The sequence below is a fragment of the Paenibacillus woosongensis genome (assembly GCF_009725165.1).
Lineage (GTDB): Bacteria > Bacillota > Bacilli > Paenibacillales > Paenibacillaceae > Fontibacillus > Fontibacillus woosongensis.
In genome coordinates, this window is the sequence record NZ_WNZW01000002.1 from 12,834 (window position 1) to 26,888 (window position 14,055).

Here is a 14,055-nt window from a genome sequence, read left to right on the forward strand (position 1 = left end):
CGAAGCAATAGAGAGAACATAAACTTGCCTTAGTCCACGCTTCGTATGTTGTCATTAATATATCATCTCTCTATTGATTGTTCCAAGATATAATTTCTATAATAGTTATAGGATTTGACTATAAAGGAGGGATGGTAGTTAATTGCCCCGACTAAAAAGAGACCATCACGCATCTAGCCGGCAGGCTATGCCGTGAAAGCCTCTTCTTTCGCCGTGTCGCATAACACCGCGGCATCCCTTGTTATTTATTGAAGCCTTCGATTCCCATGATATGGTCAAGCGGTACAGGCCCGATCATCCGGCTGTCTTTGCTGTTGTTGCGGTTGTCACCCATCACAAAGATATGGTCCTCGGGTACTTCCCATACCTGGCTTTGCTCCGCATACATTTGCTCTTTGATGTAAGGCTCCTCCAGTTGGATTCCGTTTCTGAACACTTGTCCGTCTTTAATCTCGATTACGTCGCCTGGCAGGCCGATCACACGCTTAACGTAAAAGAAGTCCTCCTTCTTGTTGCCTGACAAAATACGGATTAGCGGATGCTCGTTTACGCTGTCCCAAAAAGTTCGGTCGCGGTCAATGCGGCTGTCGATGATGACGATATCTTCATATTTCGGCAGCTTCTCCAGCGCGTGCGCTATTTTCCAGGCATAGATCCGCTGTTTGTCGTCCAGCGTAGGCTCCATGGAATGACCGTTCACCTTATATGGCTGAATAACAAATATGCCGATGAACATGCTGATAATAAAGCCGATGATTATAGACAGGCCCCAGCCCTGAACCTCTTTCCATATTTTCATAGAAACGGCAACCTCCATTTACCAAATCATTTATAATAATTATACAACCAACTCGCCTAATAATAAAATTTTAGAGCAGAATACCTGCTTGAAAGCATTAATAAGTCCTATATTTTATTTAAAAATGATAGGCTATACTTATAGAATGCTAATCACAGTCACGTACTGAATCGCTACACCAATTCAAGAAAAAGGTGATCTCATGGAATTAAGGCAGCTCCTTTATACTTTGAAGATTGCTGAGGAGCGCAACTTCTCCAGAGCGGCCGACAAGCTCCATATCGCTCAGCCGTCGCTCAGCCAGCAATTGTCCAAGCTTGAACAGGAGCTGGGCGTCAAATTGTTCCAGCGAAATACGAGCACCGTCGAGCTTACGCATGCCGGAGCCAGCTTCATCAAGCATGCCCGCAAAATTATGGATGCCGTGGAGCAGCTTCGCCAGGAGATGGACGACATTTCCCAGCTGCGCGCCGGGCGAGTAGTCATCGGGAGCATGCCGATAACTGGCTCGCATTTGCTGCCCTATGTTCTGCCGGCGTTTAAAGAAGCCTATCCCGATATACAGGTTACTCTGCTTGAAGATACATCCTTGAACCTGGAGAAGCTCACGGCAGGCGGCGGCACGGATCTCAGTCTGCTCTCCCTGCCGCTGCAGGAGCCTTCTTTAACCTACGAGACGATCGGCGAGGAGAAAATCGATCTGGCCATCCCCCCGAACCACTACCTCGCCGACCCCGGCAATCGGCCCCCGGGCGGAGTAGCTCTGGAGCAATTGTCCGGCGAATCCTTCATCGTCCTAAAGAAGGGCCAAGGCTTCCGCAAAATCATGATTGATTTATGCCGATCTGCAGGATTTGACCCCGATATCGTGTTCGAGAGCAATAACATTGAGACCGTCCAATCCCTCGTTGCCGCAGGAATGGGCATTACCCTTGTACCGCGCTTTATTGCCCGGGCCAAGCGCAGCGAGCTGATTCCGGTGTATGTCCCGCTGGCGGAGCCGGTTCCAAGCCGCACGCTCGTAATTGCATATCGGAAAGGACGCTATCTGTCCAAGGCAGCCGAAGCTTTTATCGACACGTTCCGGACAACTATTGAGACGCGAATGAAGGAAGAGCCATAACTGCAAAAAGGGCTGTCCCTTAAGCTTAAGGGACAGCCTTTTTTTGCGCTTAGGATATTAAGGTGTTACATTATACAGGCTTGGACGCCGGTCCTCGAACACCGGAATCCTGGAACGAACCTCATCGACCAAAGACAGATCAATCCGCCCGGCAATAATGCCTTCCTCTTCTCCTCCCTCGGCGATGACTTCCCCCCACGGATCGATAATCATCGAATGGCCGAAGAAGTTATCTTTCCCGCTTAGTCCGGTGCGATTGCAGGCTATAACGTACATTTGATTCTCGATCGCCCTGGCCATCAGCAGTGTCCGCCAATGATGCAAACGGGGATGCGGCCATGCCGCCGGCACGAACAAGACCTTGGCCCCTGTCAGCGCAAGCGTGCGCATAAGCTCGGGGAAGCGGATATCATAGCAGATGGAAGCTCCCGAGGTTTGTCCGTCCAAGTCAAAGGTCACTGCGGACTCCCCTGGCGCCAAGTGCTTCTCCTCCTGCATGAGCCGGAACAGATGCATTTTGGAATACGCCGCTACCTCTTCACCACTCACGTCATAAATCCGCATCGTATTGTACACGTCTCCCCCGCGCTTCTCCGCAATCGAGCCGGCTACAATGCAAACCGCATTACGCCGTGCGAAGCCGGAGATCCACTCCCGGGTCTCGCGCCCGTCCACGTCCGCCAATTCATGGATTTGCTCCAGCGCGTAGCCCGTGTTCCACATTTCCGGCAATACGATGACGTCCGGCTTGACGGCCTGGCTGACCGCCTTCTCCATCCAGCTTTCTACGATTTCGCGGTTTTCCGCGGGTCTGCCCATACGAATATCGCATTGGATCATGGCGATGTTCCATGATGTTTGCTGCTGAGTCATGCCGAATCTCCTCTCATCCGTTTAATTCATTTTGAGTACCATCATAAGCGCCCATCCTTAACCATGCAAGTACTGTTTTGATTCAACTGCAAGCAAACGGATAAGCAATCCATTCTATACAGATTGGATAAATCATGTTAAATTATCAATATTGCTATTTTATAGACCGGAGTGTTGAACATGAGCCAACAAAATCGATCACAGGGAGACTCCCTTTTTCCTATTCAGGCCGCTGACGTCATGGATAAGCTGCCGAAGCAGTTTTTTGCTTCGCTTGTCCAAAGCGTAAACCGGGAAATTTCACAGGGACATGATGTGATTAATCTCGGTCAGGGCAACCCCGATCGCCCTACGCCCGAGCATATCGTTAGAGCCGCGCAGCAAGCCGTGGCCAATCCGCAGTACCATAAATATTCCCCGTTCCAGGGCTACAGCTTCCTCAAAGAAGCCGTCTGCCAGCGCTATCGTGAAGACTACGGTGTTACGCTGGATCCGGAGAAAGAGGTTGCCATTCTGTTCGGCGGCAAGACCGGGCTTGTCCAGATCGTCCAGATTCTGCTTAATCCTGGCGACCTGTGCCTGGTTCCCGATCCGGGATATCCCGATTACTGGTCGGGTGCTGCTCTCGCCGGAGCCGAAATGTCCTTCATGCCGCTGAGAGAGGACAACGCCTACTTGCCTGACTATGGAGGCATCTCGCCCCTTGACCGCAAGCGGGCAAAGCTGATGTTCCTGAACTATCCGAATAATCCGACCTCGGCTACGGCGCCGCTATCCTTTTATGAAGACACCGTCAGGTTTGCCGCCGAGAACCAGATCGTGGTCGCGAGCGATTTCGCCTACGGTGCCATCGGTTTTGACGGCCAGAAGCCCGTAAGCTTCCTGCAAGCGGAAGGCGCTAAGGAAGTGGGTGTGGAATACTACACCTTGTCCAAAACCTATAATATGGCCGGCTGGCGTGTCGCCTTTGCGCTTGGAAACGAAAAAATTATTTCGCTGATCAATTTGCTGCAGGATCATATATATGTGAGCTTATTCGGCGGCATTCAGGAGGCGGCCAAGGTCGCGCTAACGGCTCCCCAGGACAACGTCGCCGAGCTTGTAGCCGTGTATCAATCCCGCCGTGACGCTCTATTCGATGAACTGGCGCAAATCGGCTGGGAAGCGCGCAAACCGAGCGGCTCCTTCTTTTCCTGGCTGCCGGTGCCAAGTGGCTGGGATTCCGCCTCCTTCGCCCGCAAGCTGCTTACCGAGGCCAAGGTCGCCGTTGCCCCGGGGATCGGCTTCGGCCAGCATGGAGAAGGCTATGTCAGAGTCGGGCTGCTGAGCAGTGAGGACCGCCTGCGCGAGGCGGTGCAGCGAATCGGCAAGCTTGGCATGTTCTAACTGTTTTGCTTTGCAATGCCGCAGAACGCATGGTATTCTATCAATAAATCCAAATTCGTATTTTCAAATGGATATTTATAAATTTGACTAAACGTGAAGACGGGACCAGTACGATAGACCAGCGTCGTCCAGAGAGTAAATTCCTTAGGCTGTGAGAATTTACCGTTCGCCCTTTCGGAACCCTATCCCCGAGCGGCCGGCCGAGAAGCCGGACAGCGCCCCTGTTACCGGGCTTTGAGTCGGATGAGATATTCATCAATAAAGGTGGTACCGCGGAAGTATAACTTTCGTCCTTTGCGCTGCAAGGGGCGAAGGTTTTTTTATTTTCTTCATCATTAATATTAGGAGTGATCTCCATGCTACGCCGCATCGTTGTCAAAATAGGGAGCAGCTCGCTGACTTCACCGGAAGGAGGATTGAACCGGGCAGCTATCGACTACTTCGCCTCTGAATTAGCCGCCCTCCACGGGCTCGGCTGCCAGGTATTGCTGGTCACCTCCGGGGCAGTAGCCGCCGGATTCCGCGAGATCGGCTATCCGGAGCGTCCAAAGCTGCTTCATGAGAAGCAGGCTGCGGCTGCCGTAGGGCAAGCGCTGCTTATGCAAAATTACCGGGAAGCGCTATCCGAGCACAACGTCGCCTCGGCTCAAATCCTGCTGACCCGCTCGGATTTCCAGAACCGCAAGCGCACGGGCAATGCCAGCATGGCCATCGAGGAGCTGCTTAAGCGCCAGGTATTGCCGATTATCAACGAGAATGACACCGTATCCGTCGATGAACTGAAATTCGGCGATAACGACACCTTGTCCGCGTTGGTTGCGAACCTGCTGCGCGCAGATCATTTGATCATATTAACGGATACGGACGGCCTATATACGGAGGATCCGCGCATCAATCCTGCTGCGAAGCGCATCGGGCAGGTGGACGAAATCACAGACGATATTTACGCTATTGCGGGCGGTGCCGGTTCTGCCGTCGGTACAGGAGGCATGCGCTCGAAAATCGATGCCGCCAAGATCGCCACCCGGGGCGGCGTATCTGTATTTGTCGGCAAGATGACGCTGCCCGGCCAGCTGAAGGACATTCTGGAAGGACAAGGCCAAGGCACATACTTTGAAACGCGCTCCTCTACTCTGCCCCGCAAGAAGCAATGGCTTGGATTTCTATCCACGCCGCTGGGGACGCTGACCGTAGATCAAGGCGCTGAGGAAGCGCTTATCCATGGCGGCCGCAGCCTGCTTCCCGTCGGCGTAAGACAAGCGCAGGGATATTTTCATGCCGGGGATGTCGTTGAAGTTGTTAATCAGGACAAGGAAACGCTGGGCCGGGGAATCGTGAACTATGATTCTGAGCAATTGCAGGATATTATGGGATTAGCGAGCACAGAAGTCGTCAAGAAGCTGGAAGGCATCCACCGTCTCGAAGTCATTCATCGGGATGAATGGATTTCATTAAAATTATAAATAAAGAGCTTTATATTTTTATGATTCCAAGGAGGTATTCAAATGAGCGAAGTAAGACAAAAGGCAGAACTTGCCCGAAAAACAGCAAGCATATTGAACAGTCTGACCACAGAACAGAAAAACCAGGCATTGCTGAACTGCGCCCAGGCTTTGATCGATCATAGCGAAGCCATCATTGAAGCAAACAAGGAAGACCTGCAGCGCGGCCGGGAGAACGGTACTTCGGTTTCCCTGCTGGATCGTCTGGCGCTTACAATAGAGCGTATCGCCGGCATTGCGGAAGGCCTGCGCCAAATCGTAGAGCTGCCGGATCCGGTCGGCGAGACGCTGGAGACGATCGACCGTCCTAACGGCCTGCATATCGTCAAGAAGCGGGTGCCCCTTGGCGTAATCGGCATTATTTATGAAGCGCGTCCGAACGTGACCGTCGACGCCCTTGGCCTGTGCCTAAAGACCGGCAATGCTGTCGTACTTCGCGGCGGCTCCTCGGCCTTGTCCTCCAACCGCAAAATCGTGGAGATCATTCATGAATCTCTGTCGGGCAGCGCCGTTCCTCGCGATGCGGTGCAGCTGATCGAAGATCCAAACCGTTCTTCGGTTGACGAACTGATCAAGCTGAACGGCCTGATTGATGTTGTCATCCCGCGCGGCGGCAGCTCGCTGATCCAGACGGTCGTTCAGAACGCAAGCGTGCCTGTCATCGAGACCGGTGCCGGCATCTGCCATACGTACCTGGATGCGTCGGCTGATCCGTCTATGGCCGCAGATATTACGATGAACGCTAAGGTTCAGCGCCCTTCGGTGTGCAACGCAATGGAGACGCTGCTAGTGCATAAGGACTTTGCGCAGTCCCATTTGGCGGATATCGCTGGCAAGCTGCGCGAGGCGAGCGTAGAACTGCGGGGATGCGACGAGACTCTTCGCCTGATCTCCTGGGCCAAACCTGCGGCCGAAGAAGATTACGCTACCGAATATAATGATTACATTCTTAACATCAAGATCGTCGATAACCTGGATGCGGCTCTGCGGCATATCGACCGCTTCGGCACGAAGCATTCGGAATGCATTGTGACCGAGAATGGTTCGAATGCGGAGCGATTCCAGCAGGAGGTCGATGCCGCGGCAGTATATCATAATGCTTCCACCCGCTTCACGGATGGATTCGAATTCGGTTTTGGAGCCGAAATCGGAATCAGCACGCAGAAACTGCATGCCAGAGGACCGATGGGTCTGCCTGCGCTAACCTCAAGCAAATACATCATTAACGGCAGCGGACAAATTCGGAAGTAAGGAGGCTTCATACGATGACGATAAACAACACGAATAACGCCCCTTCAATATGCTTCTACGGCGCCGGCTCCATGGCGGAGGCTATCGTGCGAGGACTGATCCACCGCAAGGTAGCCCTGCCGGAATCCATTACGATGCTGAACCGCAGCAATCAGGAGCGATTAGCCCATTTGGAGTCTGCCTACGGCATCAAAACGGGACGCAGCGATGCGGAGAAGGAATCGAGTCTCCTCTCCGCATCGGTCATCGTCCTGGCCATGAAACCCAAAGACGCTGGAGAAGCGCTCAAGGCACTAGGACCGAAGCTTAGCCAAGAGCAGCTCATCGTATCCGTCATCGCGGGGCTTTCCATCTTTACGATTCAAGCCTTGCTTGGATATAAAGCGCCGATCGCGCGTACGATGCCTAACACTTCTAGCTCGATCGGTTTTGGCGCCACCGGCATCTCCTTCTCTGCGGAGGTGAACGAAACGCAAACCGCTCAAGTACTGAAAATGTTCGAAGCCGTTGGCACCGTTCAGGTCATCCCCGAAGAGCAAATGGAGATTTTGACCGGTGTATCTGGAAGCGGCCCGGCATACATCTATTATATGATGGAAGCGATGATCGAAGCAGGCATCGAAGGCGGGCTTAGCGTAGAGCAGGCACGCGAGCTTACCGTACAAACCGTGCTCGGTGCTGCTGCCATGATGAAGGAGACGGGTGAAGAACCAGCCAAGCTCCGCAAGGACATTACTTCCCCGAATGGATCCACGCAGGCAGCGCTCGAGACGCTGGCAGCCGGCAGCTTCAACGCTACCGTCAAGGCTGCCGTGCATCGCGCCGCCGAGCGTTCCAAGGAAATGGGCGAAGCCGTAAAGGAGGCATTGTTATGAGCTATTGTACGGCCACGTACCGTATTTATGATGATAGAGCAGACTTTCATAAGAAGGCCGAGTCCATCGCTATCGGCATGACCGTCGGTACATGGACTGAGCTGCCGCAGGTTAAGCAGGATCAGATGCGGGGGCATCTTGGACGGGTCGAGAGCGTCCAGGTCCATGACCCGGAAAGCGGCGTGCCGGGGGAGCGTTATGCCGACGTATCGATCTCCTACCCGGACATCAATTTTACTTCTGACATTCCGGCACTGCTCATTACTGTCTTCGGCAAAATTTCTATGGACGGTAAAATCAAACTGCTCGACCTGAAGCTGTCCGAAGCTTTTCTCAGCGCCTATTCCGGTCCGAAATTCGGTATCCAAGGCGTTCGCGAGCTGCTTGGCGTCCCCCATCGCCCGCTGCTTATGAGCATCTTCAAATCCGTCATCGGCTACGATCTGGGCGGACTCCGCGAGCAATTCATGGCGCAGGCTTTGGGCGGCGTCGATCTTATTAAGGATGACGAGATTCTGTTTGAGAATCCGCTAACGCCTATCGAGCAGCGCGTACGCGTATGCCGCGAGGCTGCGGAGGAAGCCAAACAGGTTACCGGCAAGGAACTGCTCTATGCGGTCAACCTGACTGGACGCACGTCGTCCCTGAAGGAACAAGCACTGCGGGCGATCGATGCAGGTGCAACCGCCCTGCTGTTCAGCGTACTGCCGTATGGATTCGACGTCCTGCACGAACTGAGCAGCGATCCAGACATTACCGTGCCAATCGCAGCGCATCCATCGCTCGCAGGAGCGCTCTACCCGTCGCCGCATTACGGCATTGCCGCATCCTTGCTGCTCGGGAAACTCATGCGCATTGCCGGAGCCGACCTGGTTCTGTTCCCTTCTCCTTATGGATCGGTCGTCATGCCGCGGGAAGAGAACCTGGCCATCCAGCGCGAGCTCATAACCCCCGAGCTGGCGATCCGCAGCAGCTTCCCTGTTCCATCTGCAGGCATCCATCCCGGACTCGTTCCGCAAATCCTAAGCGATTTCGGTACGGAGGTTGTCGTAAATGCCGGGGGCGGAATTCATGGCCATCCAGATGGAGCCAGCAGCGGCGGCCGCGCCTTCCTGCAAGCAATCGACGCCTCATTGAACGGGGTGCCGCTCGAGCAGGCGGCAGAGAGCCTGCCTGAACTGAAAGCCGCGCTCGATATTTGGGGAGGTCGCAAATGAATAGCCGTAAGCAGCCCGTCATTTTCTGTGATTTCGACGGGACGATCACATTAAGCGATAATATCGTAGCGATTATGAAGCATTTCAAGCCTGAGGGCTACGAACCGATCATGGAGCAAATTTTATCCCACGACATATCTATCCGCGAGGGAGTCGGGCGGATGTTCGCCCTGCTCCCTTCCTCCATGAAACGGGAGGTTACGGATTTCGTCTTGGGGCAAGCCGGCATTCGCGAAGGCTTCGCAGAATTTCTAAGCTATCTGCGCGAACGAGGCATTCCGTTTTATGTGACCAGCGGCGGGATCGATTTCTTTGTACTGCCGCTGCTCGCCCCTTTTGATATACCGCAGGAACATATCTACTGTAATAGCGCCGATTTCAGCAGCAAAGGTATCACGATCACGTGGCCGAATCCCTGCGATGAACATTGCGACAACGACTGCGGCATGTGCAAAACGACGGTCATGCGGCGATTCCCGGCCAGCCAATACGAACGCATCCTGATTGGCGACAGCCTGACCGACTTCGAAGGCGCCAAGCTGGCGGACCGCGTCTATTCCCGAGCCCGCCTGACGGAGAAATGCCAGGAACTCGGCGTTAACCACACGCCGTTTGAAACTTTCCATGACATTCGCCAAGACCTTATTCAACGAGAAGGAGATATAATAAGAAAATGAGTTTCCATGCCATTTCTTTAGAAGAGAAGCAATCCGCCCTGGACGAGCTGCGTAAGGCCAAGGAGCAATTTGCCGCGCGCGGCTGGTTTCCGGGCACAAGCGGCAACCTGTCCATCCGCGTCGGGGAGTTCTCTCCCGACTCGTTCCATTTCGCGGTAACGTCAAGTGGTAAAGACAAATCGATCCATACCCCGGAGGATTTCCTGTTCGTTGATGCGGCCGGCGAACCCTGCGAGACAACGAAGCTGAAGCCCAGCGCGGAGACGCTGATCCACGCCAAGATCTACCGCATGACCGGGTGCGGTGCGATCTTCCACGTGCATACCGTGTTCAATAACGTCCTAAGCGAGCTCTACGGCGATCAAGGTTATGTTCCCGTGCAGGGAATCGAGCTGATTAAGGGGCTGGGCATCTGGGAGGAAAATGCGGCCATCGAAATTCCGGTGCTCCCGAACTACGCCGACATTGCTGCAATTGCGAAGCTTGTTCCCGACGCCCTGAAGCCGGAAATCCCCGGCATACTGCTGCGCAACCACGGGATTTACGTTTGGGGCAAAAATGCCTTCGAAGCGAAGCGGCATTTAGAAGCGTTCGAATTTATTTTCGAGGTGGAATATCGCAGACTTGCTTTAAAGTAAATAACGGCCTAATTCCTATGCAACCAGCCCCCTTTGGCTAACGGACACAAGAACCCCTTTTATACTGAATTTGGCAAGGTAAGCGGACATAGGATCCGTTATTCGCTCTATGTAAGCTTGTTTAGTTTACTTTTCGGCCTAATAGCTATCTACGGTCCGATTAGAACGAGCCATAGTACGATTTAGAGTAATTTTACCGAAGAACTTAAAAAGGCAGTTTCATGCTTAGCGCAAACTAAGTACGAGACTGCCTTTCATCATTGACTTAATTAGAAAAATACGATCCAAATAACAACGGCGAGCAATATCCGGTAAATGGCGAACGGCATCAGCTTAATGCGGTTGATCAGTTTCAGGAAGAATCGGATCGACAGCAGAGCAAAAATGAAGGCGCTAATGAAGCCGGCGATGAAGAACGGCAGCGCATCCAGCGTCATATACTCCCAATTCTTGTACAGGGAGATCGCGCTTGCCCCACACATGATCGGAACAGCCATAATGAACGTAAAATCCGCCGCCGCCCGGTGGCTCATCCCCGCCAGCACCCCTCCGGAAATCGTGGAGCCTGAGCGGGAGAATCCTGGCCAAATCGACAAACACTGGATTAAGCCTACGATTAATGCATGTCCATAGGTCATTTGATCGACTGTTTGAATCTTCGGCTCCTTCGGGCCGAATTTATCGGCAGCAATCATCAAGATTGCTCCGAGCACAAGTCCGATCAATACTGTGGATGTAGAGAACAAATACTCATCGATATAATCCTCAAACAGTACGCCCAAGATCCCGGCCGGGATCAACCCGACGATAACCTGCCCCAGCTTCAGCCGCGGCCCCCCTGCGGTTACGGCCTGTTTGCTGAAACGCGACAAGCCAAGCAAATTGAGGATCCGATCCTTGAACACAACCAATACCGCCAAAATCGATCCAAGCTGGATCACGACCTTAAACGTATTGGCGGCATATTTGGAGGACAATAACTGCTCCGTTTTCAGCCACATATCATCTACGATTATCATATGTCCCGTCGAGGAGACCGGCGCAAATTCAGTGACACCTTCTACCAATCCCAGAATGATGGCTTTAATAATATCCAAAAATAACATGCTCCTACTTCCCCTCTTCTCCGATGTGCCGGAAAACTGCTAGATTCGCGTGTTTGGCAGCATACCGCTTGCCTTCCAGCTTTTAAAACTCCTTTAATAGGATAGATGGTTTGCGGCCATTTTTCAAGAAGCCCTCTTCCGTCTGCGCATGAACCAAATGAAAAAGACAATCAGGCCCGCGCCTATGATCACATAAGCAATGTTGGAATAAACGTCCATGAACGCGACGATCTTCTCCCAGGAGCTGCCTACCGCAGCGCCTACGGACACCAGAATCACGTTCCATATCAGCGTCCCGACGGTCGTATAGAGGAGAAACAAGCCGAATTTCATCTTAGCCATGCCAGCCGGAATCGAGATCAGGCTGCGAATGAGGGGAATCATCCGGCAGAACAGGACCGTCCAGTAGCCATATTTATCAAACCAGGCGTCCGCTTTGCGAACATCCTCCTTTTTGAGCCGAAGATACTTTCCCCACTTGTCGATGATCGCTTCCAGGCGATCGACATTTAGCATATAACCTGCGCCGTACAGAATAACAGCTCCAAGCACAGAACCTAGCGTAGCAGCAATGATAACCCCAGTCATCGTCAGACCCGAATACGTCGTCATAAAACCGCCAAACGTCAGGATCACCTCGGAAGGAATCGGCGGAAAAACATTCTCGAGCGCAATGAGTAAAAATATCCCTATGTACCCGAACTGCTCCATAAATTCAGTAATCCAGTTTTCCATATCGTAACCTCCACAGATTGTCTTATCTCTTATTCTCTCAGCCAAGGGCCTTTCTTAAATTGCGCAAATACCGTCTTCTAATGAAGAAGAAGTACATGATTTGAATAACGAAGAAACTCATCAAAATAAATCCGGCCTCCATCGCGATGGAGAAATTCAAGTAGCTCTGCAAAGCAACAAAAGCAAAAAAGCTGTGGATCATCGCCAAAACGATGGGCACGAAGAAAAGCAGTCCGATTTGCCGGGTGATCATCGTGTCGATCTCCTTCCTCGTTACCCCGATTTTCACCATAGTTGTATACTGGCGGCGGTCATAGTCCAAATCCGCATACAGCCTGAAATATAAAAAACTACCCGACGCAATGAAAAACACAGTGCCGACGAGCAGCGCAATAAACAGCATCGTGCTGTAAATGCTCTTCTGAACGGCGAACAGCGTACCGCTGACGGTCATTGCATATGGCTGCTCCTCTTCATAAGCCATTTTCCCCCGGCGGGTCAAGGCATTCCCGATTTCCTCGCCCTGAGCAGGATCCTTGAAGTAAAACCCGAAATAACGGTCTTTCTGCACGGATGCAGGAAGACGGTCCATCCACTCATCACTGACGACGAGGCCGCTGAACTTCCCTTCCATACTGCCGCCCAGCTCCAGCATTAAATAATCAGGGATTGGCACATGCTTCGTAATTCCTCTTTCCACGATCTTCAGCCCTGTGCCAGGTATCGTGTACGAGGCAAGCGGCCGCTCCTTCAGCAGCGGTCTCTCGCGCTGCGAGCCCAGCATAATGAGCGCATCCTGGCCTGTCAACGGCGCTTCCTCAAATGGGATTCCCGCCGCAGCGATCAAACGCGCGTAATCCGAGTACGCTACAAGCGCCATACGCATAGCCGCCGGTGTTGATCTGGATGCTTGAACAACGTCGACGATTCTGATCGGCAGGCTGATGCGCTCATAGGTTATTCCGTGCTCCGCTAACTCGCTTTCTATCTCTAGCAAATGGTCGCGCTCAAGCAAATTAGCCGCTTTGGATACATAGCCGATCCCCGCAAGGTAATCCTGCCGGAATTCATCAGACAACCGGTGTATGGAGGCAAATACCCCGATAGCGCAGAACGTGATCGTGGATATGATCGTCACGAGGAACAGCATTTGCGCATTCCTGCTCATCCGCTGCGCCAGCGCGGGAACCGTCACGATATTCGTCCTCCGCCAGAACAGCCGGGGCCGCCTCCTCACAAATGCCAGGAAGTACGCGCCGAAATGGGCATACAACAGGTATGTGCCGACCACCGTCATCAAGGTTACCGGTATCATACGCATGACAACACTTGCCGCGGTTGAGGTTGCCGCCAAATAATAACTCAATATTACGAGAACTGCGCCTAAACCGGATAGTACCGGCGACTTTCTCGGCGGCTCGACTACCCGCTGATTCGACTGAAACAGCGTCATGAGCTTGCTTTTGCCGATCAGGGCGGGCGTGCACAGAGAGATGAGCAAAAACAGTGCCGCAAACGACAGCAACGTCAGCAGCAGGGCCGCCCAGGAAATGTGAAAACTTAGCCGTTCAATGCCAAGCATATTAGCCCCGGCCATTAGGAACAGCTTCGCCGATACAAGGCCTGCAGCAAGCCCGGTTACAATGGATGCGCCGCCGATTGCCACATTTTCCAGGAACAACATGCGGTTGAGCTGCTTTACGGTCATCCCGTGCAGCCGTAATATCCCAAACTCTCTTTTGCGCGACTGCAAAAAAGAAGCTACTGAATAAATAACGAAAAAAAACGAAAAAAAGTATACAGTCCCCTCCGCCACCTGCAAAGCCTGTACTGCCTGGTCATAAATCATGTTCTCTTGAATGCCGGGATGAAA

Annotated in this window: 13 protein-coding genes; 8 read left to right on the forward strand and 5 right to left on the reverse strand. The window is 52.7% G+C overall.

Features of this window, described 5'->3' with window-relative positions:
- Positions 1-241: 241 nt before the first annotated feature.
- Positions 242-799 carry a signal peptidase I gene (gene lepB / locus GNP95_RS06440; RefSeq protein WP_155610067.1) on the reverse strand — a complete coding sequence of 186 codons (558 nt, stop codon included), beginning with the start codon at positions 797-799 and terminating at the stop codon, positions 242-244.
- Between the two features lie 202 nt (positions 800-1,001).
- On the opposite strand from lepB, the gene GNP95_RS06445 reads away from it, so the two are divergent.
- Positions 1,002-1,922: a LysR family transcriptional regulator gene (locus GNP95_RS06445; protein ID WP_155610068.1), complete on the forward strand. Its 921-nt coding sequence runs from the start codon at positions 1,002-1,004 to the stop codon at positions 1,920-1,922.
- A gap of 57 nt (positions 1,923-1,979) precedes the next feature.
- Here the strand turns inward: GNP95_RS06445 and GNP95_RS06450 are convergent, their stop codons facing one another.
- Positions 1,980-2,795 (reverse strand): carbon-nitrogen family hydrolase, encoded by an 816-nt coding sequence (locus GNP95_RS06450; RefSeq protein ID WP_155610069.1) that lies wholly within the window; start codon positions 2,793-2,795, stop codon positions 1,980-1,982.
- A 180-nt stretch (positions 2,796-2,975) separates the two neighbouring features.
- Between GNP95_RS06450 and GNP95_RS06455 the strand changes: the two genes are divergently transcribed.
- From GNP95_RS06455 to mtnB, 7 genes are all read left to right on the forward strand, one after another.
- Positions 2,976-4,181 carry a pyridoxal phosphate-dependent aminotransferase gene (locus tag GNP95_RS06455; protein WP_155610070.1) on the forward strand — a complete coding sequence of 402 codons (1,206 nt, stop codon included), beginning with the start codon at positions 2,976-2,978 and terminating at the stop codon, positions 4,179-4,181.
- 356 nt (positions 4,182-4,537) lie between these two features.
- Entirely contained in the window at positions 4,538-5,644 is a 1,107-nt protein-coding gene (gene proB, locus GNP95_RS06460) for a glutamate 5-kinase (RefSeq protein WP_155610071.1), read from the forward strand.
- Between the two features lie 42 nt (positions 5,645-5,686).
- Positions 5,687-6,934: a glutamate-5-semialdehyde dehydrogenase gene (locus GNP95_RS06465; RefSeq protein WP_155610072.1), complete on the forward strand. Its 1,248-nt coding sequence runs from the start codon at positions 5,687-5,689 to the stop codon at positions 6,932-6,934.
- Between the two features lie 14 nt (positions 6,935-6,948).
- Positions 6,949-7,809, forward strand: coding sequence for a pyrroline-5-carboxylate reductase (gene proC / locus GNP95_RS06470; protein ID WP_155610073.1), 861 nt, complete (start codon positions 6,949-6,951; stop codon positions 7,807-7,809).
- A complete protein-coding gene (locus tag GNP95_RS06475; protein ID WP_155610074.1) occupies positions 7,806-9,026 on the forward strand; it encodes a 2,3-diketo-5-methylthiopentyl-1-phosphate enolase in 1,221 nt (406 codons plus the stop codon). The genes proC and GNP95_RS06475 overlap by 4 nt, the downstream gene beginning before the upstream one ends.
- The gene (locus tag GNP95_RS06480) at positions 9,023-9,703 is read left to right on the forward strand and encodes a 2-hydroxy-3-keto-5-methylthiopentenyl-1-phosphate phosphatase (RefSeq protein ID WP_155610075.1); all 681 of its coding nucleotides are present in this window, start codon (positions 9,023-9,025) and stop codon (positions 9,701-9,703) included. The genes GNP95_RS06475 and GNP95_RS06480 overlap by 4 nt, the downstream gene beginning before the upstream one ends.
- A complete protein-coding gene (gene mtnB, locus GNP95_RS06485; RefSeq protein WP_155610076.1) occupies positions 9,700-10,341 on the forward strand; it encodes a methylthioribulose 1-phosphate dehydratase in 642 nt (213 codons plus the stop codon). The genes GNP95_RS06480 and mtnB overlap by 4 nt, the downstream gene beginning before the upstream one ends.
- A gap of 269 nt (positions 10,342-10,610) precedes the next feature.
- Here the strand turns inward: mtnB and GNP95_RS06490 are convergent, their stop codons facing one another.
- From GNP95_RS06490 to GNP95_RS06500, 3 genes are all read right to left on the reverse strand, one after another.
- Positions 10,611-11,447, reverse strand: a complete 837-nt coding sequence (locus tag GNP95_RS06490) for an undecaprenyl-diphosphate phosphatase (protein WP_155610077.1) — start codon at positions 11,445-11,447, stop codon at positions 10,611-10,613.
- 123 nt (positions 11,448-11,570) lie between these two features.
- Entirely contained in the window at positions 11,571-12,182 is a 612-nt protein-coding gene (locus GNP95_RS06495) for a DedA family protein (RefSeq protein ID WP_155610078.1), read from the reverse strand.
- A 37-nt stretch (positions 12,183-12,219) separates the two neighbouring features.
- Positions 12,220-14,031 (reverse strand): FtsX-like permease family protein, encoded by a 1,812-nt coding sequence (locus tag GNP95_RS06500; RefSeq protein ID WP_230873719.1) that lies wholly within the window; start codon positions 14,029-14,031, stop codon positions 12,220-12,222.
- Between the last annotated feature and the right edge of the window lie 24 nt (positions 14,032-14,055).

Excerpts from the sequence above, each read along its gene's own strand:
- lepB (WP_155610067.1), bottom strand. The coding sequence starts at position 799 with ATGAAAATATGGAAAGAGGTTCAGGGCTGGGGCCTGTCTATAATCATC.
- GNP95_RS06445 (WP_155610068.1), top strand. The coding sequence starts at position 1,002 with ATGGAATTAAGGCAGCTCCTTTATACTTTGAAGATTGCTGAGGAGCGC.
- GNP95_RS06450 (WP_155610069.1), bottom strand. The coding sequence starts at position 2,795 with ATGACTCAGCAGCAAACATCATGGAACATCGCCATGATCCAATGCGAT.
- GNP95_RS06455 (WP_155610070.1), top strand. The coding sequence starts at position 2,976 with ATGAGCCAACAAAATCGATCACAGGGAGACTCCCTTTTTCCTATTCAG.
- proB (WP_155610071.1), top strand. The coding sequence starts at position 4,538 with ATGCTACGCCGCATCGTTGTCAAAATAGGGAGCAGCTCGCTGACTTCA.
- GNP95_RS06465 (WP_155610072.1), top strand. The coding sequence starts at position 5,687 with ATGAGCGAAGTAAGACAAAAGGCAGAACTTGCCCGAAAAACAGCAAGC.
- proC (WP_155610073.1), top strand. The coding sequence starts at position 6,949 with ATGACGATAAACAACACGAATAACGCCCCTTCAATATGCTTCTACGGC.
- GNP95_RS06475 (WP_155610074.1), top strand. The coding sequence starts at position 7,806 with ATGAGCTATTGTACGGCCACGTACCGTATTTATGATGATAGAGCAGAC.
- GNP95_RS06480 (WP_155610075.1), top strand. The coding sequence starts at position 9,023 with ATGAATAGCCGTAAGCAGCCCGTCATTTTCTGTGATTTCGACGGGACG.
- mtnB (WP_155610076.1), top strand. The coding sequence starts at position 9,700 with ATGAGTTTCCATGCCATTTCTTTAGAAGAGAAGCAATCCGCCCTGGAC.
- GNP95_RS06490 (WP_155610077.1), bottom strand. The coding sequence starts at position 11,447 with ATGTTATTTTTGGATATTATTAAAGCCATCATTCTGGGATTGGTAGAA.
- GNP95_RS06495 (WP_155610078.1), bottom strand. The coding sequence starts at position 12,182 with ATGGAAAACTGGATTACTGAATTTATGGAGCAGTTCGGGTACATAGGG.
- GNP95_RS06500 (WP_230873719.1), bottom strand. The coding sequence starts at position 14,031 with ATGATTTATGACCAGGCAGTACAGGCTTTGCAGGTGGCGGAGGGGACT.